25 protein-coding genes are annotated in these 26318 nt (G+C 35.4%); 15 read left to right on the forward strand and 10 right to left on the reverse strand.

Annotation, left to right across the window (positions count from 1 at the left end; genetic code table 11):
* Positions 1-125 precede the first annotated feature (125 nt).
* A complete protein-coding gene (locus RMR09_RS06265) occupies positions 126-1295 on the forward strand; it encodes a THUMP domain-containing protein (protein ID WP_310594943.1) in 1170 nt (389 codons plus the stop codon).
* Positions 1296-1300: 5 nt separating this feature from the next.
* Positions 1301-1534, forward strand: coding sequence for a hypothetical protein (locus RMR09_RS06270; RefSeq protein WP_310594944.1), 234 nt, complete (start codon positions 1301-1303; stop codon positions 1532-1534).
* Between the two features lie 32 nt (positions 1535-1566).
* On the opposite strand, the gene RMR09_RS06275 is transcribed toward RMR09_RS06270, so the two are convergent.
* From RMR09_RS06275 to rlmD, 3 genes are read right to left on the reverse strand one after another with little or no spacing between them, the layout of a single operon-like run.
* Positions 1567-2322: a DUF6048 family protein gene (locus tag RMR09_RS06275; RefSeq protein ID WP_310594945.1), complete on the reverse strand. Its 756-nt coding sequence runs from the start codon at positions 2320-2322 to the stop codon at positions 1567-1569.
* Complete coding sequence (locus tag RMR09_RS06280) at positions 2294-2836, reverse strand: DUF6452 family protein (RefSeq protein ID WP_310594946.1); 543 nt, start codon at positions 2834-2836, stop codon at positions 2294-2296. Before RMR09_RS06280 ends, RMR09_RS06275 begins: the two co-directional genes overlap by 29 nt.
* 4 nt (positions 2837-2840) lie before the next feature.
* The gene (gene rlmD / locus RMR09_RS06285) at positions 2841-4253 is read right to left on the reverse strand and encodes a 23S rRNA (uracil(1939)-C(5))-methyltransferase RlmD (RefSeq protein WP_310594947.1); all 1413 of its coding nucleotides are present in this window, start codon (positions 4251-4253) and stop codon (positions 2841-2843) included.
* A 102-nt stretch (positions 4254-4355) separates the two neighbouring features.
* Here rlmD and tgt point away from each other — a divergent pair, with 102 nt between their 5' ends.
* From tgt to RMR09_RS06325, 8 genes are all read left to right on the forward strand, one after another.
* Positions 4356-5486, forward strand: coding sequence for a tRNA guanosine(34) transglycosylase Tgt (gene tgt, locus RMR09_RS06290; protein ID WP_310594948.1), 1131 nt, complete (start codon positions 4356-4358; stop codon positions 5484-5486).
* 8 nt (positions 5487-5494) lie between these two features.
* Positions 5495-6589 (forward strand): LptF/LptG family permease, encoded by a 1095-nt coding sequence (locus RMR09_RS06295; protein WP_310594949.1) that lies wholly within the window; start codon positions 5495-5497, stop codon positions 6587-6589.
* Positions 6576-7460 carry a DMT family transporter gene (locus tag RMR09_RS06300; RefSeq protein ID WP_310594950.1) on the forward strand — a complete coding sequence of 295 codons (885 nt, stop codon included), beginning with the start codon at positions 6576-6578 and terminating at the stop codon, positions 7458-7460. The genes RMR09_RS06295 and RMR09_RS06300 overlap by 14 nt, the downstream gene beginning before the upstream one ends.
* A 113-nt stretch (positions 7461-7573) precedes the next feature.
* Positions 7574-8527, forward strand: a complete 954-nt coding sequence (locus RMR09_RS06305) for an acetyl-CoA carboxylase carboxyltransferase subunit alpha (protein ID WP_296685454.1) — start codon at positions 7574-7576, stop codon at positions 8525-8527.
* A gap of 141 nt (positions 8528-8668) precedes the next feature.
* Complete coding sequence (gene dnaB / locus RMR09_RS06310) at positions 8669-10213, forward strand: replicative DNA helicase (RefSeq protein WP_310594951.1); 1545 nt, start codon at positions 8669-8671, stop codon at positions 10211-10213.
* A gap of 69 nt (positions 10214-10282) precedes the next feature.
* Positions 10283-11545: an asparagine synthetase B gene (locus RMR09_RS06315; protein WP_310594952.1), complete on the forward strand. Its 1263-nt coding sequence runs from the start codon at positions 10283-10285 to the stop codon at positions 11543-11545.
* Between the two features lie 65 nt (positions 11546-11610).
* The gene (locus tag RMR09_RS06320; protein WP_310594953.1) at positions 11611-11937 is read left to right on the forward strand and encodes a type II toxin-antitoxin system HigB family toxin; all 327 of its coding nucleotides are present in this window, start codon (positions 11611-11613) and stop codon (positions 11935-11937) included.
* A gap of 5 nt (positions 11938-11942) precedes the next feature.
* On the forward strand, positions 11943-12299 hold the full coding sequence (locus RMR09_RS06325) for a helix-turn-helix domain-containing protein (protein ID WP_310594954.1): 357 nt from the start codon (positions 11943-11945) through the stop codon (positions 12297-12299).
* A gap of 10 nt (positions 12300-12309) precedes the next feature.
* On the opposite strand, the gene RMR09_RS06330 is transcribed toward RMR09_RS06325, so the two are convergent.
* The 5 genes from RMR09_RS06330 to thrS all read right to left on the reverse strand — a co-directional run bounded on the left by RMR09_RS06330 (position 12310) and on the right by thrS (position 16549).
* Positions 12310-13113, reverse strand: a complete 804-nt coding sequence (locus RMR09_RS06330) for an endonuclease/exonuclease/phosphatase family protein (protein WP_310594955.1) — start codon at positions 13111-13113, stop codon at positions 12310-12312.
* Positions 13114-13213: 100 nt separating this feature from the next.
* A complete protein-coding gene (gene rplT, locus RMR09_RS06335; RefSeq protein ID WP_024982755.1) occupies positions 13214-13558 on the reverse strand; it encodes a 50S ribosomal protein L20 in 345 nt (114 codons plus the stop codon).
* Between the two features lie 168 nt (positions 13559-13726).
* A complete protein-coding gene (gene rpmI, locus RMR09_RS06340; protein WP_136151968.1) occupies positions 13727-13924 on the reverse strand; it encodes a 50S ribosomal protein L35 in 198 nt (65 codons plus the stop codon).
* A 107-nt stretch (positions 13925-14031) separates the two neighbouring features.
* Positions 14032-14586: a translation initiation factor IF-3 gene (gene infC, locus RMR09_RS06345; protein WP_409070959.1), complete on the reverse strand. Its 555-nt coding sequence runs from the start codon at positions 14584-14586 to the stop codon at positions 14032-14034.
* Positions 14587-14602: 16 nt separating this feature from the next.
* Positions 14603-16549, reverse strand: a complete 1947-nt coding sequence (gene thrS / locus RMR09_RS06350) for a threonine--tRNA ligase (RefSeq protein ID WP_310594956.1) — start codon at positions 16547-16549, stop codon at positions 14603-14605.
* Positions 16550-16751: 202 nt separating this feature from the next.
* On the opposite strand from thrS, the gene RMR09_RS06355 reads away from it, so the two are divergent.
* From RMR09_RS06355 to RMR09_RS06370, 4 genes are all read left to right on the forward strand, one after another.
* Positions 16752-17771: a quinone-dependent dihydroorotate dehydrogenase gene (locus RMR09_RS06355; RefSeq protein ID WP_310594957.1), complete on the forward strand. Its 1020-nt coding sequence runs from the start codon at positions 16752-16754 to the stop codon at positions 17769-17771.
* A 69-nt stretch (positions 17772-17840) separates the two neighbouring features.
* Positions 17841-18704: a hydroxymethylglutaryl-CoA lyase gene (locus RMR09_RS06360; RefSeq protein ID WP_310594958.1), complete on the forward strand. Its 864-nt coding sequence runs from the start codon at positions 17841-17843 to the stop codon at positions 18702-18704.
* 59 nt (positions 18705-18763) lie between these two features.
* The gene (locus RMR09_RS06365; RefSeq protein WP_310594959.1) at positions 18764-19324 is read left to right on the forward strand and encodes a hypothetical protein; all 561 of its coding nucleotides are present in this window, start codon (positions 18764-18766) and stop codon (positions 19322-19324) included.
* Entirely contained in the window at positions 19321-20715 is a 1395-nt protein-coding gene (locus RMR09_RS06370) for a DUF5723 family protein (RefSeq protein ID WP_310594960.1), read from the forward strand. The genes RMR09_RS06365 and RMR09_RS06370 overlap by 4 nt, the downstream gene beginning before the upstream one ends.
* A 3-nt stretch (positions 20716-20718) precedes the next feature.
* Here RMR09_RS06370 and RMR09_RS06375 read toward each other — a convergent pair whose 3' ends face one another.
* Positions 20719-23211: a cation-translocating P-type ATPase gene (locus tag RMR09_RS06375; RefSeq protein ID WP_310594961.1), complete on the reverse strand. Its 2493-nt coding sequence runs from the start codon at positions 23209-23211 to the stop codon at positions 20719-20721.
* A gap of 161 nt (positions 23212-23372) precedes the next feature.
* Here RMR09_RS06375 and guaB point away from each other — a divergent pair, with 161 nt between their 5' ends.
* On the forward strand, positions 23373-24845 hold the full coding sequence (gene guaB, locus RMR09_RS06380) for an IMP dehydrogenase (protein ID WP_310594962.1): 1473 nt from the start codon (positions 23373-23375) through the stop codon (positions 24843-24845).
* Between the two features lie 71 nt (positions 24846-24916).
* Here the strand turns inward: guaB and purB are convergent, their stop codons facing one another.
* Positions 24917-26263, reverse strand: coding sequence for an adenylosuccinate lyase (gene purB, locus RMR09_RS06385; protein ID WP_310594963.1), 1347 nt, complete (start codon positions 26261-26263; stop codon positions 24917-24919).
* Positions 26264-26318: the final 55 nt, after the last annotated feature.

Consider the following 26318-nt stretch of genomic DNA (forward strand, 5'->3'; position numbering starts at 1 on the left):
GTCCACAAATTTAGTGTATTTTTGCACAAAATAACCATATTATTTGGATTGAAAATCCGGGTGTTGGTTTTTTACTTTCTGCTTAACCTAAAACAGTAGTATAGCAGTTGAATTGATACGAAAAAATGGAAGAAAATTTTAAAATGGTAGCCAAAACCTTTTTTGGTTTTGAAGAGATATTAGCGAAAGAATTACGTGATTTAGGCGCACAAGAGGTGGAGCAAGGAATTCGAATGGTCAGTTTTAAAGGCGACAAAGGATTTATGTACAAAGCCAATTTGTCGTTGCGAACGGCTTTGAAAATATTAAAACCGATTTACACTTTTAGAGCCAATAATGAAAATGCCTTGTACAAAGGAATCTCAGGAATTAATTGGTCGAAATATTTGAATGCCAATCAAACTTTTGTGATTGATGCTACCGTTCATTCGGATCATTTTAACCATTCTGAATTTGTTTCCCAAAAATGTAAGGATGCCATTGTCGATCAATTCAGAGAAAGAACAGGGCAACGTCCTAGTATTGACAAGGCTTATCCTGATTTACGAATTAACATTCACATTGGTAAAGACCAAGTTTCAGTTGCTTTAGATACTTCTGGAAATTCGTTACACCAACGAGGATATAGAACGGCTACTAATATTGCACCAATTAACGAAGTATTAGCAGCCGGAATTTTGTTGCTTTCAGGATGGGAAGGACAAAGCGATTTTCTTGACCCAATGTGTGGTTCAGGAACATTTTTGGCGGAAGCCGCAATGATTGCGTGTAACATTCCAGCCAATATCAATCGTAAAGAATTTGCTTTTGAAAAATGGAACGATTGGGACAATGATTTGTTTGACCAAATTGTGAATAGCTTAATGAAAAAAGTGAAAGAGTTTCATTACACTATAAAAGGGTATGACAAGGCGCCAAGTGCGGTGAGTAAAGCCAAAGACAATATTCGAAATGCGAACTTGGAAGATTATGTGAGTATTGCAGAAGATAACTTTTTTGATACTGAGAAAACTTCAGAGGGAAAATTACACATGGTTTTTAATCCGCCGTATGACGAACGATTGGACATTCACATGGAAGAATTTTACAAGAATATTGGCGACACACTGAAAAAAAGTTATCCTGGAACGAATGCTTGGTTTATTACAGCCAATTTAGAAGCATTGAAGTTTGTGGGGTTGAAACCTTCACGTAAAATTAAATTGTTCAATGCCAGTTTAGAAGCGCGATTAGTGAAATACGAAATGTACGAAGGAAGCAAACGAACTAAATTTCAAGTAGAAAATAAAAATTAATTCAGATGACTAAATTACAATTAAGAGCCTTTTTATATCAGTTGGGTAGCTTTGCTATCTTATTTATCTCTTTTCGCTACTTGATTTTTAGATATACTAATTTGACAGGTTTATTTATTCCTTTTACTGCATTTGTAGTAGGAACGATTCTTTCGCCAAAATTTCAAACAGTTAAAACTAGAGATGGGGAGAAACTCTTCATGTCTTGGCTTTTTATAAAAGGGATAAAAGAATTGTAGTTTTTGGTTTTCACCTAGTTAATTACCACAGATTATTTAGTAATCACTTTCTTTTTATATAGCGGAATAAAATAAGTAACGCTGTAATTGAATCCAATCCCGAAACTACCGTTGTAGGTTCTATTAAATCCAGGAATGTACAGATTATCAAATCCGTCAGGTTTCTTGTTGGTAATTAAAGTTTTCAATTGCACACTGAAACCCACAAAAACATTATTGAACATTTTGGCTTTCATTCCGGTGACTACCTCAAGCCAACTCGCACTTAAACCATTGAATTTTTCACTCGCAGGAATAGGAGGTAATTCTCCCCAATACGGATGTGCATTGTAGATTTTGTAACTATTTAACTCTTCGCTAAAGGTGCTAAAACCATAACGTAAACCTACAGAGATGATATTTTCCATGTCCAGCCAGTTTTCGTACATGTTGTAATCAAAACCTGCTTTTAAATAGGAACCTTTACTTGTTGAGGTCAAGCGGTCGTCTTCGGTGGTTTTATTTTCGTTTCCAAGTTCAGCGGCTAAAAAATATTTTTTATTCCATCTAAAATCGCCAGTAAGTTCAACTCCCTTGTAATTTTTGTCGTAAAAACCACGCGTTAATTTGAATAAATCTACACCAACACGAAGTCCGTAACGGTCTTTTCTAACCGGAATACTATCTTCAGCTTGCTCTTCGGCAACGGTTTCAATATTCGTTTTTACAGTAGATTTTTCTTGTGCTTGTGCCAAGGTTACCACTAACAAGAAGCAACAACTAGAAAAATATTTTAAGATGTGTTTCATTTTCATTTTCTATGTTTGATTTTTCTACTGAAATGTATTGCATCCATTTGTCGGTTGTTGTTGGTACGGCAGTATGTACAATAGGATTGGTTGGTTTTAAGGTAAATATGGTTTTATAACCACAAGCTCTTGAAACGAATACGTTGGTTCTAGTGTAATTAATTTGAATTTTATCAGTAAAAACTAAAGCAGGATTCGTATTTCCGGAATTAAAAGTCAGATTGTAAGTAGTTATATCTTGATCCACTTTTAACGGAATAGAAATAGTACTTCCACTAGTTAAATATTTAGCGTCACCCACAGCAGTGGAGCTAAAAACAATTCCATCAGTCATTCCTTCTCCCACCACTTTTAGTTTGGTTACCGTCTTTACAACACTAGGATTATTAATGTCGTAGAAAGTAAGCACCAATCGGGGAGTGGTTGCAGTATTTGCATCACAAATATCGTCTTTCTCACAACCGGACAAAAAGACAGATAACAGGACTACAACTAGAAGGATTACTTTTTTCATCTGATTATCGTTTCTCCAAAAGTACAACATTTTCTACGTGATGTGTTTGCGGAAACATATCCACAGGGCGTACACGAGTTACTTTGTATTTTTCGTCCATAAGTGCTAAGTCACGTGCTTGTGTTGCCGAGTTACAGCTCACATACACCACTTTTTGAGGTTCAATTTTTAGAATTTGCTCAATGACATCTTTGTGCATTCCGTCTCTTGGTGGGTCGGTGATAATCACATCAGGTTTGCCATGTTGCGCGATGAAACTTTCGTTAAACACCACTTTCATATCGCCTACAAAGAATTCGCAATTGCTAATTTCATTGCGTTTAGCATTGGCTTTAGCATCACTAATCGCTTCCGGAACGCTTTCTACACCTATTACTTTTTTAGCGTTTTTAGACACAAACTGTGCTATAGTTCCAGTTCCAGTATATAAATCATACACAGTTTCATTTCCTGTAAGTCCAGCAAAATCGCGTGTTATTTTGTATAATTCGTAAGCTTGATCGGAATTGGTTTGGTAAAAAGATTTGGCATTAATGCTAAATTTCAAACCTTCCATTTCTTCCAAAATGTAATCGCGACCTTTGTATAATTGAATATCAGTGTCGTATAAAGTGTCGTTTGCTTTATTGTTCACTACAAATTGAAGTGACGTAATTTGAGGAAATTTTTCAAAGATATGATCTAAAATCAATTCTCTATTGGCTTTGTCATCTTCAAAAAACTGAATCAATACCATAATTTCCCCAGTAGAAGCTGTTCGCAACATTAAGGTTCGCAACAAACCTTCGTGCGCTCTTGGGTTGAAGAATGTCAATCCGTTGGCATTAGCAAAAGCTCTAATTTCATTGCGAATTGCATTAGAAGGGTCTTCTTGTAAATGGCATTTGTTGATGTCTAAGATTTTGTCCCACATTTTTGGAATGTGAAATCCTAACGCATTTCGATTACCTAAATCGTCGGTACTTTCAATTTCTTTTTCGGTTAACCAACGGCTATTCGAAAATGAAAACTCCATTTTGTTTCTATAAAAGAATTGTTTTTCTGAACCTAAAATAGGTTCAAATTCAGGAAGTTCAATTTTTCCAATGCGTTGCAAATGGTTTTTGACCTCATTTTGTTTGTAAAACAATTGTTGGCTATACTTCATATTTTGCCATTTACAACCGCCACAAACTCCAAAATGTTCGCAAATAGGTTCGATTCGGTGTTCCGAAAACTCGTGAAATTTCACGGCTTTTCCTTCGTAGTATGCCTTACGTTTCTTGAATGTTTGTACATCCACAACGTCTCCAGGAACTACATTTGGGATAAAAACTACTTTCCCGTCGGGCGCTTTTGCTACCGATACGCCTTTTGCACCAGCATCAAGGACTTTTATTTGATGAAAGACAATTTTGTCTGTATTTTTTCTTGCCATAGCGCAAAAATAAGTGTTTGAATGGTTTTATAAATTCAATTTGGGAAAATTTTTTAAAAAGGATTCAAATTAGCCTATCTTTGCCGACTGAAAAATGCCTATATGAAGTTTGATTTATTACAAAAAGATCCACAATCGAAAGCGAGAGCTGGGAGTATTACTACTGATCACGGGGTGATTGAAACCCCAATTTTCATGCCTGTTGGAACGGTTGCTTCTGTTAAAGGAGTACATCAAAGAGAATTGAAATTGGATATCAACCCCGATATTATTTTAGGGAATACCTATCATTTGTATTTGCGTCCACAAACCGAAATTTTAGAAAAAGCGGGAGGGTTGCATAAATTCATGAATTGGGATCGTAATATTTTGACGGATTCGGGTGGATACCAAGTGTATTCGCTTTCTTCTAACCGAAAAATTAAAGAAGAAGGAGTCAAATTCAAATCGCATATTGATGGTTCCTATCATTTTTTCACACCTGAAAATGTGATGGAAATTCAACGTACGATTGGTGCCGATATTATTATGGCTTTTGACGAATGTACCCCTTATCCATGTGATTATAATTATGCCAAACGTTCGATGCACATGACCCATCGTTGGTTGGATCGTTGTATCACACATTTGGATAAATTACCATATAAATACGGCTACGAACAAACTTTTTTTCCAATTGTTCAAGGAAGTACCTATAAAGATTTGCGACGACAATCAGCTGAATATATTGCGAATTCAGGTCAACAAGGAAACGCTATTGGCGGACTTTCAGTAGGCGAACCTGCCGAGGAAATGTATGCCATGACGGATGTAGTTTGCGAAATTCTTCCTGAAGACAAACCTCGTTATTTAATGGGTGTGGGAACTCCAATTAATATTTTGGAAAACATTGCTTTAGGAATCGATATGTTTGATTGTGTGATGCCAACCCGTAACGCTAGAAACGGAATGTTGTTTACAGCAAATGGTACCATTAACATTAAAAATAAAAAATGGGAAGCTGATTTTTCGCCAATTGATGAGATGGGAATCACTTTTGTAGATACCGAATATTCAAAATCGTATTTACGTCATTTGTTTGCTGCCAATGAATACCTTGGAAAACAAATTGCGACCATTCATAATTTAGGATTCTATATGTGGTTGGTTCGTGAAGCTAGAAAGCATATCTTAGCAGGAGATTTCCGTACTTGGAAAGAAATGATGGTTAAAAATATGAGTCAAAGATTATAATTTTTGCGATGAATAAATTAACAATAATAGATAAATACATCTTAAAGCGATATTTAGCCACCTTTTCGGTGATGCTATTATTGTTTGTCCCTATTGGGATTATTGTTGACGTTTCAGAGAAAGTGGATATGATGATTAAAAATCAGGTGCCATTAGATAAAATTCTATTGTACTATTTCCATTTTACCATTTATTTTGCCAATATGTTGTTCCCGATATTTTTGTTTTTATCGGTGATTTGGTTTACCTCTAAATTAGCCATTAATACAGAAATTATTGCCATTCTAAGTTCAGGAATTTCTTTCACTCGATTTATGCGCCCGTATTTGATTGGAGCTTCTATTATCTCGTTGGTTGTACTATTAATGGGTTTTTATTTGGTTCCCGTAGCCAGTGAAGGCTTTAATAATTTTAGGTATACCTATTTGAGAACAGGAGGGAAACAATTGATGCAAGGAGACAATACCGATGTGTACAGACAAATTAGTGATACCGAATTTATCTATGTGAATAGTTTCAATACAGAAACGAAAATGGCTTACAATTTCTCTTTGGAAAAATGCAACAAAGAAAAATTAGATTATAAAATTACGGCTTCTAGAATTCAATGGAATCCCAAAGAAAAAAACTACACTTTATTTGATTATACCAAAAGAACTGTGGGGGCTTTAGGGGATAAAATTGAAAAAGCACCAGAGAAGAAAATGAAGTTTAAATTCGATTTAGAAGATTTAGCTCCAGTGGTGTACATAGCAGAAACCTTAAGTCTGGGTAAATTAAATGATTTTATCAATAAAGAAAAAAAGCGGGGTTCCTCTAATATCAATGTGTATTTGGTGGTTTTCTATAAAAAATTCAGTATTCCAATTTCGGCGTTTATTCTAACAATTATTGCCGTTTCGGTTTCAGCTATGAAACGAAGAGGCGGAATGGGAATGAATCTAGCCATCGGAATTGCTGTAGCCTTTTCTTTTGTCTTCTTTGATAAGATATTTGGCGTATTAGCTGAGAAGTCAAGTATGTCTCCGTTGATTGCGGTTTGGTTGCCTAATGTACTTTTCGGGATATTAGCCTATTATTTATTACGAAATGCAAAACGATAATTTAAAGAGCTACCTCAATCTTCATTTAATAGTATTTATTTGGGGATTCACAGCTATTTTAGGCGCTTTAATTACCATTCCTGCTGATGATTTAGTTTGGTATCGAATGCTTTTTGCCAGCGGTTTTTTAGGATTATTTTTGTTGACCAAGAAAAAATCATTTCGCATCCCAATCCGTGGATTATTGCAATTAGTATTTGTAGGTTTATTGATTGCTTTGCATTGGATTTTCTTTTTTCAAGCCATTCATATTTCGAATGTTTCCATTACACTTTCTGTATTTTCTTTAGGTGCTTTTTTTGCTTCTTTGCTTGAACCTATTTTTTATGGAAGAAAAGTGCTTTGGTATGAAGTGTTCTTTGGATTGATTATTATAGCAGGTTTATCTTTGATTTTACAAGTAGAAAGCGGTTATATTAATGGAGTGTTTTTTGCTTTGGCATCAATTATTTTAGGAGTATTATTTACCTTAATGAACGGAAAATTAATTGCAAAACACGATCCCTCAGTGATTACGTTTTATGAATTCCTTTCTGGCTTCTTTTTTATTTCTATTTATTTTATTTTTCAAGGAAAATTCAAAACAGAATTCTTTGTACTTACCTTTAATAATTGGGCTTTACTTTTTGTGTTGGCTTCGATTTGTACGGCCTATGCTTTTACTGCTTCGGTTCGTGTTATGCGCAAATTAACACCTTATACAGTAATGTTAACTACTAATTTGGAGCCAGTTTACGGTATTATTCTCGCTTATTTTATCATTGGCGGAAAAGAAAAAATGAGTACTGAATTTTATATTGGGGCATTAATTATAGTGATTACAGTTATTTTGAACGGGGTAATCAAACACTATTATAAAGGCAAGGAATAAGCCCAATAGAGGCATTTTTTTTTACACATAATTAGAAAATATAGACTGTCAAACGATATTAAATTTTTATATTTGCAGTTCTAATCGAAAAAATAAATAACACAGTAACTCCTATGGAATATTTAGATTTTGAGCTTCCTATCAAAGAATTAGAAGATCAGTTAGAAAAATGTGTTGTTATTGGGAAAGAATCAGATGTTGATGTGACCAATACGTGCAAACAAATCAATAAAAAGTTAGAAGAAACTAAACGTAATATATACAAAAATCTAACAGCTTGGCAACGTGTTCAACTGTCAAGACACCCTAACAGACCGTATACGTTGGATCATATCAACGCGCTTTGCGGAGATACTTTTTTAGAATTACACGGAGATCGTGGTTTTAAAGATGACAAAGCAATGGTGGGTGGTTTAGGAAAAATTGCGGGTCAATCGTTTATGATTATTGGTCAACAAAAAGGATACAACACTAAGACACGTCAATACCGAAATTTTGGGATGGCTAATCCAGAAGGATATAGAAAAGCGTTGCGTTTGATGAAAATGGCTGAAAAATTCGGTATTCCTGTGGTGACTTTAGTCGATACTCCGGGAGCATATCCAGGTTTAGAAGCTGAAGAACGCGGACAAGGAGAAGCAATTGCTAGAAATATCTTTGAAATGGTTCGTCTGAAAGTACCAGTAATCACTATTATTGTGGGGGAAGGTGCTTCAGGAGGAGCTTTAGGGATTGGTGTTGGTGACCGAGTGTATATGTTAGAAAATACCTGGTATTCTGTAATTTCTCCAGAATCTTGTTCGTCTATTCTTTGGAAAAGTTGGGAATACAAAGAACAAGCTGCCGAAGCGTTGAAACTGACTTCTTCCGATATGAAAAAGCAAAAATTAATTGATGATATTATTCCAGAACCATTAGGTGGAGCTCATTTCGATAGAGAAAGCACTTTCAAAACGGTGGAACAATACATCATGAAGGGATACAATGAGTTGAAAGACTTATCAACAGAAGAATTATTAGCCCAAAGATATGAGAAATACCTTGCGATGGGACATTTTAAAGACTAATTATCTTACAAATCAATATCAAATCCGAAGCCTTATGGTTTCGGATTTTTTTTGACTTATAAACAAAAAATAGTTAGTTATCAACAATATTTTGTAATAAGTCGTTGTGGACTATTTTTTAATTTTTCTTATTTTCGCTACATGGAAAATTTTAGAAATATAGCGCCTGTTAAGGTCGATAAAGCCACTATCATTAATCTCGAAAAAGGGAAATTACCACCACAGGTATTGGACCTAGAAGAGGCGGTATTGGGTGCCATGATGATTGACAAAAAAGGAGTAGATGAAGTTATTGATATTTTACAAGCCGATGCCTTTTACAAAGATGCACACAAATATATTTTTGAAGCGATTGTTCAGCTTTTTGTTGAAACGCAGCCTATTGACTTATTAACGGTATCCGCTCAGCTAAAGAAAAATGGAAAGTTAGATCTTGCAGGAGGCGATTTCTATTTGATTCAATTAACACAGAAAATTTCCTCTTCTGCCCATATTGAGTTTCACTCTAGAATTATTCTACAAAAATTTATTCAACGTAGTTTGATTCGAATTTCATCTGAAATTATTGAAGAATCGTATGATGAAACGACCGACGTTTTTGATTTGTTAGACAAAGCCGAGTCTAAATTGTATGAAGTAACGCAAGGAAATATCAAACGTAGTTCTGAAACGGCACAGAGTTTAGTTTTACAAGCCAAGAAACGAATTGAAGAGATTGCGGGTCAAGAAGGTTTAAGTGGGGTGGCTACTGGTTTTGAAAAATTAGATAAGATTACTTCGGGTTGGCAACCCAGCGATTTGATTATTATTGCCGCTAGACCAGCAATGGGGAAAACGGCATTTGTATTGTCTATGGCACGTAATATGGCAATTGATTTTGGAATGCCTGTAGCGTTATTCTCTTTGGAGATGGCTTCGGTACAATTAATTACCCGTTTGATTTCTTCCGAAACAGGTTTATCTTCAGAAAAATTGCGTACAGGTAAATTAGAAAAACACGAATGGGAGCAATTAAGTACCAAAGTAAAAAACCTTGAAAAAGCTCCTTTATACATTGATGATACACCGTCACTTTCTATTTTTGATTTAAGAGCGAAAGCAAGACGTCTAGTATCTCAGCATGGTATCCGAATCATTATTGTGGATTATTTGCAATTGATGACTGCTGGAGGAAACGGAAAAGGCGGCGGAAATAGAGAGCAAGAAATTTCAACGATTTCGCGAAATTTAAAAGCATTAGCTAAAGAATTGAATGTTCCGGTTATCGCACTTTCTCAATTATCACGTGCGGTGGAAACTCGTGGTTCAAGTAAAAGACCTTTGTTGTCTGACTTACGTGAATCGGGAGCGATTGAGCAAGATGCCGATATCGTTTCGTTCTTATACCGTCCTGAATATTATAAAATTGACGAATGGGATGATGATGAAGCTTCGCCAACAGCGGGTCAAGCCGAGATTATGATTGCCAAGCACCGTAATGGTAGTATCGAAAATGTACGGTTGAAATTTATTGGTCACTTAGGTAAATTTGATAATTTAGATGATTATTCAGGTAGTTACGACGATTTGCCTTCAAGTATGAATAGTGATGATAATCCGTTTATTACTAAAAACCTACCATCGGCTAATGAAGCCTTCGGCAGTAATCTAAATGATGACGATGAGGACAGTGATGTTCCATTTTAGAAAATAAATTAAAATCCGCTATGAAGCGGATTTTTTTATGAAACCAATTATCTTTGAAATAAAAACACCATGTCCTTCAATAAAATAGTTTTGCTATTGCTGTTCCTGATTTCTTTTTCAGGGAAGGCTTCTTTTATTTTGTTGCCAATGGACGAAACCAGTCAACAAAATCATTTGAAGGCGTATGGTATTACCTATTGGTGTTTGGATAAAAACTACAAAGCGCATTGGTTGCTCAATTATCGTGGAGGTTCTTTTTTGTTACCCGATGCGGATGAAATTCGTAAAGAATGTCAAATTCGCGGAGTGAGTTTTGAGATCCTTTCGGATGGAGAACAAGAATCTATTTTGAATGAAATTTCGAGTCCATCACAAAATATGGAATCGGTCTTATTAGAAAAAGCACCGAAAATTGCTGTGTATACTCCTAAAGGGAAACAGCCTTGGGATGATGCAGTGACTTTGGTATTGACTTATGCGGAGATTCCTTTCACACCCATTTACGATCAAGAAGTGTTGTCAGACCAATTGCTTTTATACGATTGGTTGCATTTGCATCACGAAGATTTTACGGGACAATACGGAAAATTTTACGGAGCGTATCGCAATGCACCTTGGTACATAGAACAAAAGAAACAAGCCGAAGCCTTAGCGCAACAATTAGGGTTTTCCAAAGTAGCACAAGAAAAAGGGGCAGTAGCCAAAAAAATCCGTGATTTTGTTATCGGTGGGGGATTTATGTTTGCCATGTGTTCTGCAACAGATAGTTTTGATATTGCGTTAGCAGCGGAAGGGTTGGATATTTGCGAAGCCATGTTTGACGGAGACGCAAGTGAAGCCAGTTACCAATCCAAATTAAATTACACTAACTCGTTTGCGTTTAAAGATTTTACTTTGGAACGTAGACCGGAACAATATGAGTTTTCGGATATCGACATGACGTTAAAGCGTCAAATTCCTCCAGATAAGGATTACTTTACCTTAATGGAGTTTTCAGCTAAATGGGACCCGATTCCAAGTATGTTGTGTCAAAACCATACTCAGTTAGTCAAAGGATTTATGGGGCAAACCACCGCTTTTGATTCGAATCTAATCAAATCTAATATCTTGGTTTTAGGAAGTTGTGAGTTGAATAGCGAAGTGCGTTATCTTCACGGTCAAAAAGGGAAAGGAATGTTCACGTTTTATTCTGGTCACGATCCCGAAGATTTCCAGCACCAAGTAGGCGATCCTCCAACGGTTTTGGATTTACATCCGAATTCGCCAGGCTATCGATTGATTTTAAACAATGTTTTATTTCCTGCTGCTAAGAAGAAAAAGCAGAAGACGTAAAATTAGTATTACATCACAAAACAAAAAGTTTGCATTTTGCAAACTTTTGTATTAAATTTGCCCCTATGAAAATTCTTGTAAAGAAAACGGTTTTATTTTACATTGATAAATACCCATTAGCAAAAACACAATTATTAATTTGGTTTAATGAGTTTTCCAAATTAGAGTTTCATAATTTTAATGAACTTAAACGGGTTTATGGGAATGCAAGTGTTATCAATAATGAAAGGGTCGTTTTCAATATTAAAGGAAATGACTTTAGATTGGTAGTAGCTATCAATTTTGTACAAACTGCTTGTTATGTAATTTGGTTTGGAACACATGCAGAATATGACAAGATTAATGTTGAAACGGTTGCCTTTGATACAGCAATTTTAGCTTATAAAAAATAATAACAATGAACTGGAAGGTATTAAAAACAGAAGAAGATTACAGTAAAGCGTCTTTACGATTGATGGAGCTATTCCATGCCGCACCGAATACCAAAGAAGGTGATGAGTTAGAATTGTTATTGGTTTTGGTTAAAGATTATGATGACAAACACTATGAGCTACCAGAGTTAGATGCTTTAGAAGTAATTAGATACAAAATGGAAGAAATGGGGTTGAAAGCCAAAGACCTAGAACCTATTATAGGAAGTAAAGGTCATGTTTCATCAATCCTTTCAGGTAAACGCGAAATCACTTTAAAAATGGCACAAAAGCTCAAGAACTATTTTAGTATTCCAGCCGAAGTGTTTTTACATAGTGTTTAGTTTTAAACTATCAATTCAAACTAAACTCCATCCAAATAGGGCAGTGGTCTGAAACGGTTCTAGCTTCCTTTAGCGACGGGAAGTTTTGGTAAAAAGTAACTACTCCCGAATTGAGTTTCCTGATTTTTGATTTCGAGAAATACATATTATCAAATTCAGAGGCAAGGCATTCGCCATTTTTGCAACTGCGTTTCAAAGATGTTTTTTGGTTGACCAAAGCAGAAGTAACTCCTGTTTTTCGTAAAGGCACAAAAACAGAGTGGGATTGTGGACAATTGAAATCACCTGTAAATATCAAGTTCAACGTAGGATATTCTAAAGGGAAGAATTGAAAATATTTAATTTCTTTTTCAGGTTGTTTAGTTTTGGTGATAGCGTGAAAGGATACAGCTGTAAATTGTTTATTGTGGTATTCAAAAGTGCATAAATAAGGTTCGCGCTCTATGGCTGATGCATACTTTTTTTCGAGCCAAGCTTTTCCTATTTTCTTAAGCGGTGCTGTTTTCCAGATAAAGGCATAGCGTTCGGTTTTATTGGGAGTACTTGTAGTTGGGTCACTAATGGTATATTCCCATTTACTTCCCTTACGGTTGAGTTCGTCAGCCAGTTTGGCAACCGCCTGAGCACCGCCATATCCGGCTACCACTTCTTGAATTGCTACAATATCATATTCCTTTATAACATTAGCCATAAAGCTAATAGCAGCATCGGATTTTGACTTCCCAAAATTTTCTAAATTCCAAGAAATCATTTTGATTTGGCTAAAGCCAAAAGAAGTTATACAAAGTAGTAGTAGCGTAAATAGCTTTCTCATTGAGATAATTGGTTTATGAAATCAAAAATAACAAAAAACCCCAATCTTTCGATTGAGGTTTCTCTATAAGTAAGTAATCTAAATTGAGTTGATAAAACGTTTATTTTACTTTATTAAGTATTGCTTTGAAAGCTTCTGGGTGGTTCATAGCTAAATCAGCAAGAACTTTACGGTTCAATTCGATATTGTTAGCTTTAACTTTTCCCATGAATTGAGAATAAGACATTCCTTCTAAACGAGCTCCAGCGTTGATACGTTGAATCCATAAAGCACGGAAATTTCTTTTATTCACTTTTCTGTCACGGTAAGCGTAGCACATTGCTTTCTCTACCGCGTTCTTAGCAACTGTCCAAACGTTTTTACGTCTACCAAAGAAACCTTTGGCTTGCTTCATTATTTTTTTTCTTCTTGCTCTTTTAGCAACTGAGTTTACCGATCTTGGCATAATTTTACTGTTTTTTTGTAGCAGGCGTCCCGAATTTAATCAAGGGAACTTAAGGCCATACTCCAAGGTTATTAAATTGTTTTTAACCTAAAGAATACAATAGTTTTTGGTTGTCGGTTATTGGTTGTCGGAAAATCCATCAACTAGTAACTTTCAACAATCAACTATTTAGATAATTCTTAATTGTTGTTTGATGCTTTTTTCATCTGTTGGGTGAACTAACGCTGAGTGAGTCAAAGCTAATTTACGTTTTTTAGATTTTTTAGTCAAGATGTGACTTTTAAAAGCATGCTTTCTTTTAATCTTTCCAGAACCAGTAACTTTAAAACGTTTCTTGGCGCTAGATTTGGTTTTCATTTTAGGCATTTTTTCCTAGTGTTTTTAATTTATCTTACTTACTATTTTTGAGTGATTAGCCATTAGCCATCGGCCATTAGTTTTAAAAATTTTGCCTGTTGGCTTATGCCTAATTACTATTTCTTTTTCTTAGGAGCAATGAACATAATCATTCTCTTTCCTTCAAGAACTGGCATCGCTTCAACTTTACCAAATTCTTCTAAATCAGTAGCCAAACGCAATAATAAGATTTGACCTTGATCTTTATAGATGATTGAACGTCCTTTAAAGAATACAAAAGCTTTCAATTTAGATCCTTCTTTCAAGAATTTTTCAGCATTTTTTCTTTTGAATTCGTAATCATGCTCATCAGTTTGAGGACCAAAACGAATTTCTTTAATCACCACTTGTGTTGATTTTGCTTTCAAAACCTTCTCACGTTTCTTTTGTTCATAGACAAACTTTTTGTAGTCCATGATTTTACAAACGGGCGGTTCTGCATTTGGCGAAATTTCAACTAAATCCAGTTCAAATTCGTCAGCTAATTTCAAAGCATCTGCAGTTTTAAAAACTCCAGGCTCAATATTTTCACCTACAAGACGTACTTCTGGTACACGAATAAAATTATTAATTCGGTGTGCATCTTTCTTTTCTACGCGAGGTTGGTAACCTCTGTTGCTTCTTATTGCTATGACTTTATAATTTAAGTTAAACTGTAAATACTTTTAATGTTTTGTTGATTTCTTCGGTAACAATAGCGGCAAATTCCTCTATCGTAACTGTTATATTTCCTTTTCCTTCTTGACCGTGACGGCGAATAGAAATTGTACCGTTTTTTTCTTCTTCTTCACCTACAATCAGCATGAAAGGCGTTTTTTGCATTTCAGCATCTCTAATTTTCTTCCCGATTGTTTCATTTCGGTTGTCAATTAGGGCGCGAATTTCGTGATTTTCTAGCAAATCTAAAACTTTTTTGGCATATATTTCGTATTTCTCGCTCAATGACAAGATAATAGCTTGTTCTGGCATTAACCACAATGGAAAATTACCAGCAGTATGCTCTAATAAAATAGCAATGAAACGCTCCATTGAACCAAACGGCGCACGGTGAATCATTACAGGTCTATGAAGTTGGTCATCAGAACCTTTGTAGGTCAAATCAAAACGCTCAGGCAAGTTGTAATCTACTTGAATTGTTCCTAATTGCCATTGTCTTCCCAATGCGTCTTTGACCATGAAATCCAGTTTTGGACCATAGAAAGCAGCTTCTCCATATTCTACAACGGTATTCAGTCCTTTGTCTCTTGCCGCATTGATGATAGCATTTTCTGCCTTTTCCCAATTTTCATCAGTACCAATGTATTTCTCTCTATTTTCTTGATCGCGCAAAGAAATTTGAGCGGTAAAATTTTCAAATCCTAATGATCCAAAAACATACAATACCAAATCAATTACTTTCTTGAACTCTTCGTCTAATTGTTCTGGTGTACAAAAAATGTGGGCGTCATCCTGAGTAAATCCTCTTACACGAGTTAATCCATGTAATTCACCGCTTTGTTCGTAACGATAAACCGTTCCAAATTCAGCATAACGTTTTGGTAAATCTTTGTATGACCAAGGACGAACATTATAAATCTCACAGTGGTGAGGACAGTTCATTGGTTTTAATAAGAACTCTTCACCTTCGGCAGGCGTATTGATAGGTTGGAAACTATCCGCGCCATATTTCGCATAGTGGCCAGAGGTTACATATAATTCTTTTTGACCAATATGTGGAGTAACCACTTGTTCGTAACCTGCTTTTTTCTGTGCTCTTTTCAAGAATTGCTCTAAACGATCACGTAAAGCAGCACCTTTTGGCAACCACAATGGCAATCCTTGTCCTACTTTAGATGAAAAAGCAAACAATTCTAATTCCTTTCCTAGTTTTCTGTGGTCGCGACGTTTAGCCTCTTCTAATAATTCCAGGTATTCGGTTAAATCTTTTTGTTTAGGAAATGAAATTCCGTACACACGAGTCAATTGTTTGTTTTTCTCATCTCCTCTCCAATACGCACCAGCTACACTCATGATTTTCATCGCTTTGATGATACCTGTATTAGGAATATGTCCTCCACGACATAAATCAGTGAAGTTAGAATGGTCACAGAAAGTGATGGTTCCGTCTTCTAAATTGGAGATTAATTCCGTTTTATAAACATTGTCCTTGTACACTTCTAAAGCCTCAGCTTTTGAAACAGGACGCAATTTGAATTCGTGTTTTTCTCTTGAAATTTCTAATACACGATCTTCAATTTTTTTGAAATCGGCATCCGTAATTTTATGTTCTTCAAAATCAACATCGTAGTAAAATCCATTGGCGATAGCAGGTCCAAGAGTTAATTTGATTCCAGGAAACATTTCTTCGAGAACTTGCGCCATCACGTGCGAAGTAGAGTGCCAAAATGCTTTTTTCCCTCCCTCGTCATTCCAAGTAAAAAGAACAAGACTACCATCCGTGGTCAAAGGCGTCGTGGTTTCAACAGTAGTACCATTGAATGTAGCAGAAATTACATTTCTAGCCAATCCTTCGCTTATGCTTTTTGCAACGTCCATAGGAGTAATCCCAGTCGCAAATTCTTTCACAGACCCATCGGGTAAAGTAATCTTAATCATTTTAAATTATTTTTAGGATTGCAAATATAGGGTATTGAAAAAACACATACAAAATATAAGCAAGGTTTGTGAGTGGTTTTTAGTGCTTTTGGGCAAATAATTCGCAAAAAATTTCAAAAAAGAGGAGTGTTTCTAAAATTGATTCTAGAAGTTTCTTTACTGAAAACAATTCTTTACTTTTGCGACACACAAAAACACAACTATGTACAAGCAATTAATTCGTCCGATACTTTTCTTTTTTGATCCAGAAAAAGTGCATTATTTTACTTTCTCTGCTATTCGAATATTTTCTAAAATACTAGGTTTTTCAAGTCTTTTTCGTGCTTTATATGAAGTGAAAGACAGTCGATTAGAAACCGAAGTTTTCGGATTGAAATTTAAAAACCCAGTAGGTTTAGCTGCCGGATTTGATAAAAATGCTGTTTTGTATAAAGAGTTGTCTAATTTCGGATTCGGATTTATTGAAATTGGTACGCTTACGCCAAAAGCACAAGATGGAAATCCTAAAAAACGATTGTTTCGTTTGAAAGAAGATAGCGCCATTATCAACCGAATGGGATTTAACAATGGCGGTGTTGAAGAAGCGGTATTGCGATTGAAAAAAAATAACGGAGTACTTATTGGAGGAAATATTGGAAAAAATAAAGTAACTCCTAATGAAGAAGCTACCTCTGATTACGAAATTTGTTTCGACGCTTTATTTGATTATGTAGATTATTTTGTGGTGAATGTGAGTTCGCCAAACACCCCTAATTTACGTGCTTTACAAGATAAAGAACCCTTAACACAGTTGTTACAAACTTTACAAAATAAGAATTTGGCTAAGCCAAAGCAGAAACCAATTTTGTTGAAAATTGCACCGGATTTGACTGATGAGCAATTGTTAGATATTATTGACATTGTGAACGAAACTAAAATAGCTGGAGTGATTGCTACCAACACCACTTTATCTCGCGAAGGACTGCAATCTGAAAATAAAATCGAAGCGGGTGGATTGTCAGGAAAACCTTTGGAAAAACGCGCCACAGAGGTGATCCGATTTTTATCTGAAAAAAGCAATAAATCCTTTCCAATCATTGGAGTAGGAGGGATTCATTCTGCTGAAGATGCTATTGAAAAACTAGAAGCGGGTGCCAGTTTGGTTCAGCTCTACACAGGCTTTATTTATGAAGGACCTGCTTTAGTCAAAGCGATTAATAAAGCAATTTTAAGAAGAAAGTAATTGCTTAAGGTCGATCTTTGCAATTGAAATTGCCTTTGTGATTATCTTTTTTTGCTACCTTTGATTGCTATGGAAACAGTAAAAATTATCGAATGTCCGCGTGATGCCATGCAGGGAATAAAGGCTTTTATTCCTACGGCTAGTAAGGTGACCTATATTCAGTCACTATTGCGTGTGGGGTTTGATACCATAGATTTTGGAAGTTTTGTTTCTCCAAAAACAATTCCGCAAATGCAAGATACTGCCGAAGTTTTAGCACAATTAGATTTGTCACAAACTCAAAGTAAATTGCTAGCTATCATTGCTAATACACAAGGAGCTGAATCGGCTTGTAATTTTCCTGAAATACAGTATTTAGGTTTTCCATTTTCCATTTCAGAGAATTTTCAAATGCGAAATACACACAAGACTATTTCACAATCTTTGGTTAGTTTAGAAGAAATTTTGAATTTGGCAGATGCCAAAAATAAAGAAGTAGTCGCGTATCTTTCAATGGGGTTTGGGAATCCGTATGGTGACCCTTGGAATACTGAAATTGTAGGAGAGTGGACTGAAAAATTAGCAGCTATGGGAGTTACTATTTTGTCGCTTTCGGACACCATCGGAAGTTCTACTCCTGAAACGATTGCTTATTTGTTTTCTAATTTAATCCCAGCTTATCCTGAAATTGAATTTGGTGCTCATTTGCATACTACACCCGACTCCTGGTTTGAAAAAATTGATTCGGCATACCAAGCAGGTTGTCGCCGATTTGATGGAGCCATTCAAGGTTTTGGCGGATGCCCAATGGCCACCAATCATTTGACTGGAAATATGCCAACGGAGAAATTACTATCGTATTTTACGGCTCAAAAAGCCACCACTAATTTAAGTCCGATGAGTTTTGAAAGTGCGTATAATGAAGCTTCTAAAGTATTCGGTCAATTTTTTTAAAAACAATAAATGCTTCACTCTTACGTTTTGCTTTTTTACATTATTTGAATCCTGATTTTATGAAACGCCTCCTTTATCTCCCTTATTATCGCTATTTAGGAATATGCTTATTATCGCTATTTTTTGCAGCATGTTCCAGTGATTTGGATTTTAATCAAACCAAAAACTTACGATTAGAACCTACCTATGTTGCTAATTTGGTCTATTTTGATATTCCAGCAAATGAATTTGTGACCAATGGAATAGAATCGTCTCAATTTATAGATCGTTCTACAGTTGATGTTTTTAATAACACATTTTTTGTCAATGATTTAGCCAAAGTTGATTTGGATTTTGAAATTAATAATACCATAGCAAGAGCATATACTTTGGACGTCAAATTATTTAATGCTAGTGGTACTCAATTGGATAGTATTTCGATTGCTGTACCCGCTTACTATGGAGCGTCCAATATCATTACACAAAAAGAAGTGTTTCAAGGGACTCGATTGAGTACTTTAAAAAGTACTACTCGAATTGAGATGGCGTTACGAATGGCTTCGGGAACTGCCTTGACAGAAACAAGTTCAGGTACCATAAAAATGCGTTCAGGTATAACCGCTTATTTTGTAATTCAATGAGAAAAGTAGTATTCCTTTTTTGTCTTTTTTCGGCAACTAATTTAATAGCACAAAATAAACAACTGTTGTATAATTTTACTGATATTCCTCAAACTTTGATGACTAATCCAGGTGCAGACGTGAAGTACAAATGGTATGCAGGTGTTCCGTTTTTATCTGGTATTTCAATGAATATGAGCTCAAGTGGATTCTCAGCGTATGATTTGTTTGCCAATGATGGAGTTGATTTTAATACCAAATTGAGAAATGTACTTTCCAAAACTACGCATAATGATGTGTTGAGTTTGAATCAACAAATGGAACTGTTTAGTGGTGGATTTAAACTAGGCAATAATTATGAAAATAAAGGCTATTTATCTTTTGGTTTGTACCAAGAATTTGATTTTCTATCCTATATGCCTCAAGACATAGCCACTTTGGCCATAGATGGCAATAAAAATTATATTGGAAAACGATTTGATCTTGGAGACCTAAGTGCCAAGGCGGAGTTATTGTCAGTGTTTCATATTGGATACCATAAAAAAATCCAAGACAATTTAATTGTAGGCGCTAGAGCCAAAATATATTCTAGTATTTTTAATGCGAGTTCCATTAATAATGCAGGATATATTTATACCACTACATCTACAGATGCTTATTACGAACAAATAGTGTATTCTAATTTACAATTGAATACTTCAGGTATTGCCCAATATAATGATGCAAATAACACTACCAATGTTGGAACAGATGTTAAGAAGGGGATTTTATTAGGAGGAAATTTAGGATTTGGACTGGATTTAGGATTGACTTATTATCCGCAAACTAATTTGCAGTTTACGGCTAGTGTTATTGATTTAGGCTATATTAATCACACGAAGAATGTAGAAAGTTATAGCTATAAAGGTTTTTATAATTACAAAGGATTAGTGCCTCATTTTAACAATGAAAATGCCGCTCAAGCGAATTATCAAGATTTTAAAAATGCCATTGTATTGGATACCTTACATACAAAATACACTACTTGGAGGCCAACTAAATTCAATGCTTCGGCTCAATATTCTTTTGACGAAGAAAGAGTGATAGATGGGACTTGTAATTGTGAGGGTTCTGATCCTAGTATATTTTATAAAAGTGCGGTAGGAGCGCAATTATTTGTCATGACCACTCCAAAATCGCCATTGTTTGCATTTACAACGTATTACAAAAGAAGCTTTTCAAAAAGTGTACAAATGAAAGCCACCTATACATTAGACTCTTTTTCTTATACCAATCTAGGATTAGGGATGTCAACCAAAGTGGGACCAGTTAACTTTTATGTATTGGCGGACAATTTGTTGTCGTATGCTGATATTTCAAAGGCGAATAGCCTTTCGTTTCAACTGGGATTAAATGTTGTTTTTAAAGAATAATTTTTATTTCAATCGGCGAATAAGTTTGAATATTTCAATCCAAAATACAGCCATACCAGCTACAACCATACTATATCCGAAATCTTCTAAAGTAACTACTTCAAACTGAAAAAACTTTGCTAAAGTCGGGATAAAAACAAGTAATGTTGTAGTAAGAATGGTAATTCCTATAATAAGTACAACCAGGTTGTTTTTGTATTGTAAAGTGGTAAAAATCGAATAATAAAAAGAACGATTTGAGAGTGTCAGGAATATATTAGAACCAACTAAAGTTAAGAAAACTAAAGTCCGAGTCCCATTCTCTGAGTTTCCATTCCATACGCCATACTGGTACATAACAATTAATCCTAAAGTAATTGCAAGTCCTTGTATAATGCTTAAAGCGATTTCCTTAAACTTAAAAAAAGTAGTAGTTAATGGTCTCGGCTTTAACTCCATTAGATTTCGTTCCATAGGCTCATTTTCATAGATTATAGAACAAGTAGGCCCCATAATAATTTCTAAAAATATAATATGAACTGGAGAAAATATGTTGGGATATATCCATCCTAATGCCAAAGGAATAAATACAATTAAAATCAAGGGAATATGAATTGAAATAATGTACTGAATGGCTTTTTTTAGATTGATGTAAATTTTTCTCCCCATTGCAATTGCTTCCGTCATTTTAGCAAAATCATCGTCAATTAGAATCAGGTTTGCGGCTTGCTTAGCAATTTCAGTGCCTCTTTTTCCCATTGCAATTCCGATGTGTGCTGATTTTAGAGCGGGACCATCGTTAACGCCATCTCCAGTCATGGCTACAATTTGGTTGTTGTCTTTTAGGGCTTTGATAATCTTAAGTTTGGCTTCGGGAAACATCCTTGTAAAGAGATGAGTTTCCATTACTTTTGATTTCAAGCTTATTTCGTCCATAGCCATCAATTCGTCTCCACTTAAGGCTTTATCATGATTTTTAAAACCTACTTGTTTTGCAATAGTAGTCGTAGTTTCGGTATTATCGCCAGTGATGATTTTAATATCTATTCCTGCTTTATAAAAGGTTTCAAACACCTCTTTGATATTGCTTTTTGGAGGATCGTAAAAAGCAACCAACCCTTTAAATTGAAAAGAAAAATCTTGTTGCTTTTCGGGAAAGTTATCTCCATAGAATTTGGCTTCGGCTACTGCCAAAACCCGAAAGCCTTCTTGAGTCATTGTAGTTAAGGCTTGTTGAATTTTTTCAAATTCATTTTTAGATAAATTAGAACAAGAAAGCAGGGCTTCAGGTGCGCCTTTGGCTGCTATAATTCGAATGCCTTTGTCGTTTTCAAAAATATGAGTCATCATGGGCGGCTTGCCATTCAGAGGATATTCGTAAGCTAATTTAAAATCGGCACGTTCGTCTACTAAATCCAGATTGGTATAGGTATCGTGTAGCGCTATTTCCATCGCGTCAAAAGGAATAGGTTCGCTTGCCCACATAGCCAAGGTTAGCAGTTCATTTTCTTCTGGAGTGCGATTTATTTTTATTCCTGAAATTTGATTGGAGGAAAGGGAGTACCATTGTGACAAACTCATTTTGTTTTCAGTGATGGTTCCTGTTTTATCGGTACAAATTACAGTAGCGCTCCCCAATGTTTCGACTGTTTTAGTTTGTTTAACAATGATTCCCATTTTCATTAAACGCCATGCGCCGAGTGCCATAAAAGTGGTAAATGCCACAGGAATTTCTTCAGGAATAATGCTCATCGCAATTGTTAGAGCCTTGAGTAAACTATCTAAAACAATTCTAGAATGGTAATAATTTATCCCCCAAACAATGCCGAAAATTACCAAGCCAACGACAGACATTTTTTTTGCAAAATTTTCGATTTGTTTCTGAAGCGGCGTTTTTTCTTCTTCAATACTGCTTAAACTTTTTCCAATTTTGCCTAATTGAGTAGCGTTTCCAATGGCAGTTACAATACAAATGGCTAAACCACTTGCTACAATAGTACCCTGAAAGACGTTTTTGTTTTCTGATTTTTCATTTTTGGTCACCGAAAAAGATTCACCAGTCAATACAGATTCGTTTATAGTAAAATCATTGGATTGAATAATGATTCCATCAGCAGGAACAAAGGTGCCTTCCTCAATTTGAATGTAATCTCCTAGAACAATCTCCTCACTAGCAATTTCAATTAATTCACCATTTCGGATTACTTTGCTTTTAGGTTGGGTTAGTTTTTCAAGGGCTTGAATGGCATTTTTACTTTTAGATTCTTGGTAGAGGGATATACTAGCCATGAGTACAATTGCAATCGACATAAAAATCCCATTGCCATAATCCCCCATTACGAAATAAATACTGGTAGCAGTTAGCAGCAGTATGAACATTGGCTCCTTACTAATTGCTATGACTGAAGACCAAAAAGCATTTTTGTGCTGATGGTCTAATGTGTTCGAACCATTTTTGATTCGAGACTCATGTACTTCATTGGTAGATAACCCTTTTATTTCTGTTTGTATTGCCATTGAAAAGAAATTAATGACATTATTCTAAATAATTTGTGTGTACTGAAATCGATTGAAATATGTGATACACTGCAATTTAATCATAAATTATAAGATTGCGATGGTTTTTTACTTAAGATTATCTATATTTGCACGCAATTTAACCACAACTTCAAATTGCAATGATCGCACACAATTCTAAGATTATCGGCGAAGGATTAACTTACGATGACGTTCTATTAGTTCCTAACTATTCTAATGTGCTTCCTCGCGAAGTAAGTATCCAATCTAAATTTTCAAGAAATATTACGTTAAATGTTCCAATCGTAGCTGCTGCTATGGATACGGTTACAGAAAGTTCTATGGCGATTGCTATGGCTCAGGAAGGCGGAATTGGAGTATTGCATAAGAATATGACTATTGAGCAGCAAGCGGCTAAGGTGCGTAAAGTAAAACGTGCAGAATCTGGGATGATTATTGATCCTGTGACTTTGCCATTAACTTCTACCGTAGCTGATGCAAAGAATGCGATGAAAGAATTTGGAATTGGAGGAATTCCAATTGTAGACGAACATAAAATCTTAAAAGGAATTGTTACTAATCGTGATTTGCGTTTTGAAAAAAATGGAGCGCGCCCGATTGTTGAAGTAATGACTTCTCAAAACTTAATTACTGTTGCTGAAGGAACTTCTTTAGAACAAGCTGAAGTCGTTTTACAAGGAAATAAAATTGAAAAATTACCTGTGATTAATGCTAAAAATGAATTAGTAGGTTTAATCACTTTTAGAGATATTACTAAATTAACTCAGAAACCTATTGCTAATAAAGACGTTTATGGACGTTTGCGTGTAGCTGCAGCTATCGGAGTTACAGGAGATGCAGTGCAAAGAGCAGAAGCTTTAGTGAAAGCTGGAGTAGATGCAATTATTATTGATACGGCTCATGGACATACGCAAGGTGTGGTGAATGTGTTGAAAGAAGTAAAAGCTAAATTTCCTCAAATTGATGTTATTGTTGGAAACATTGCTACGCCAGAAGCGGCTAAATATTTAGTTGAAAATGGTGCTGATGGTGTAAAAGTAGGAATCGGACCGGGGTCTATTTGTACCACTCGTATCGTAGCAGGTGTTGGTTTTCCTCAATTCTCAGCAGTTTTAGAAGTAGCAGCGGCTATCAAAGGAACTGGAGTTCCAGTTATTGCAGATGGTGGTATTCGTTATACAGGAGATATTCCTAAAGCGATTGCTGCAGGAGCGGACTGTGTGATGTTAGGTTCGCTTTTAGCAGGAACCAAAGAATCTCCAGGAGAAACCATTATTTTTGAAGGAAGAAAATTCAAATCGTATAGAGGAATGGGTTCTGTGGAGGCAATGCAAGGTGGTTCTAAAGATCGTTATTTCCAAGATGTAGAAGACGATGTGAAGAAATTGGTTCCAGAAGGAATTGTAGGTCGTGTACCTTACAAAGGAGAATTAAACGAAAGTATGTTGCAATTCATTGGAGGTCTTCGTGCTGGAATGGGTTATTGCGGTGCAAAAGATATTCCAACGTTACAAGAGAATGGACGTTTTGTTCGTATTACTTCAAGTGGAATCACAGAAAGTCACCCACACAATGTGACAATTACTAAAGAAGCTCCAAATTATTCAAGATAATAAGTAGTTTACCAAATAAAAAAAGGCTTAAGATATTTTCTTAAGCCTTTTTTATGTTTTCAATTTTTAGATTAAATCCCTACAAAATTACTTGGTGTAATTTGTAGTAATTCCGTTTTAATAGCGTCAGATACTTCTAAACTAGCAATGAAACTGTGAATCGATTCTTTAGTAATGGCTTCGTTTGTTCTGGTTAAACCTTTCAACGCTTCATACGGATTTGGATACCCTTCACGGCGTAAAATAGTTTGTATAGCCTCAGCAACAACTGCCCAGTTTCTTTCTAGATCTTCGTGAAATTTAGGTTCGTTTAACAATAATTTGTTCAATCCTTTCAAAGTGGCTTCAAAAGCAATAATAGTGTGTCCCATGGGTACACCTATATTTCTTAAAACGGTACTGTCAGTCAAGTCACGTTGTAATCTTGAGATAGGCAATTTAGCTGATAAATGTTCGAAAATAGCATTGGCAATTCCTAAATTACCTTCTGAATTTTCAAAATCAATCGGGTTTACTTTATGTGGCATAGCCGAAGAACCAATTTCTCCTGCTTTGATTTTTTGTTTGAAATACTCCATTGATACATACGTCCAGATATCGCGATCTAAGTCAATGATAATGGTATTGATTCGCTTCAAGGCATCAAAAAATGCTGCAAAGTGATCGTAATGCTCAATTTGTGTAGTAGGGAAGGAATGGTGTAATCCTAAATTATTTTCTACGAAGGTATCTCCGAATTGTTTCCAATCAATTTGTGGATATGCTACATGGTGTGCATTGTAGTTTCCAGTGGCACCTCCAAATTTTGCTGCAAATGGAATATTGAATAGCAAACGCATTTGCTCTTCTAAACGTTCTACAAAAACCCCAATTTCTTTCCCTAAACGAGTTGGAGACGCTGGTTGTCCATGAGTACGTGCTAGCATTGGCACATCACGCCATTCGGTGCTTAATTCTTTTAGTTTTGAAATTAAACCAATTAAAGAAGGCATATACACTTTTTCAAACGCTTCTTTGGTCGAAAGCGGAATCGCGGTATTGTTGATGTCTTGAGAAGTTAACCCAAAGTGAATGAACTCTTTGTACTCTGATAAACCTAATTTTTCAAAGGCATCTTTGATGAAATATTCTACCGCTTTTACATCGTGATTGGTCACTTTTTCCGTTTCTTTAATCCAAAGGGCATCTTCAGTAGAAAAGTTTTTGTAGATGGCACGCAAACTTTCAAACAAATTCGGATTTACATTTTTTAGTTGAGGTAAAGGTACTTCGCACAAAGCGATAAAGTATTCAATTTCAATTAAAACGCGGTATTTGATTAAAGCTTCTTCTGAGAAAAAAGGAGCTAATGAAAGGGTTTTATTTCTGTATCTTCCATCAATTGGGGAGATAGCATTCAATTCGTTTAGAGTGGTCATTTTTGTGTTGTTTTTTCGAAAGTGCAAATATAAACCTTTTTAGTATTTTTGTCTC

This window comes from Flavobacterium sp., assembly GCF_031537875.1.
Taxonomy (GTDB): domain Bacteria; phylum Bacteroidota; class Bacteroidia; order Flavobacteriales; family Flavobacteriaceae; genus Flavobacterium.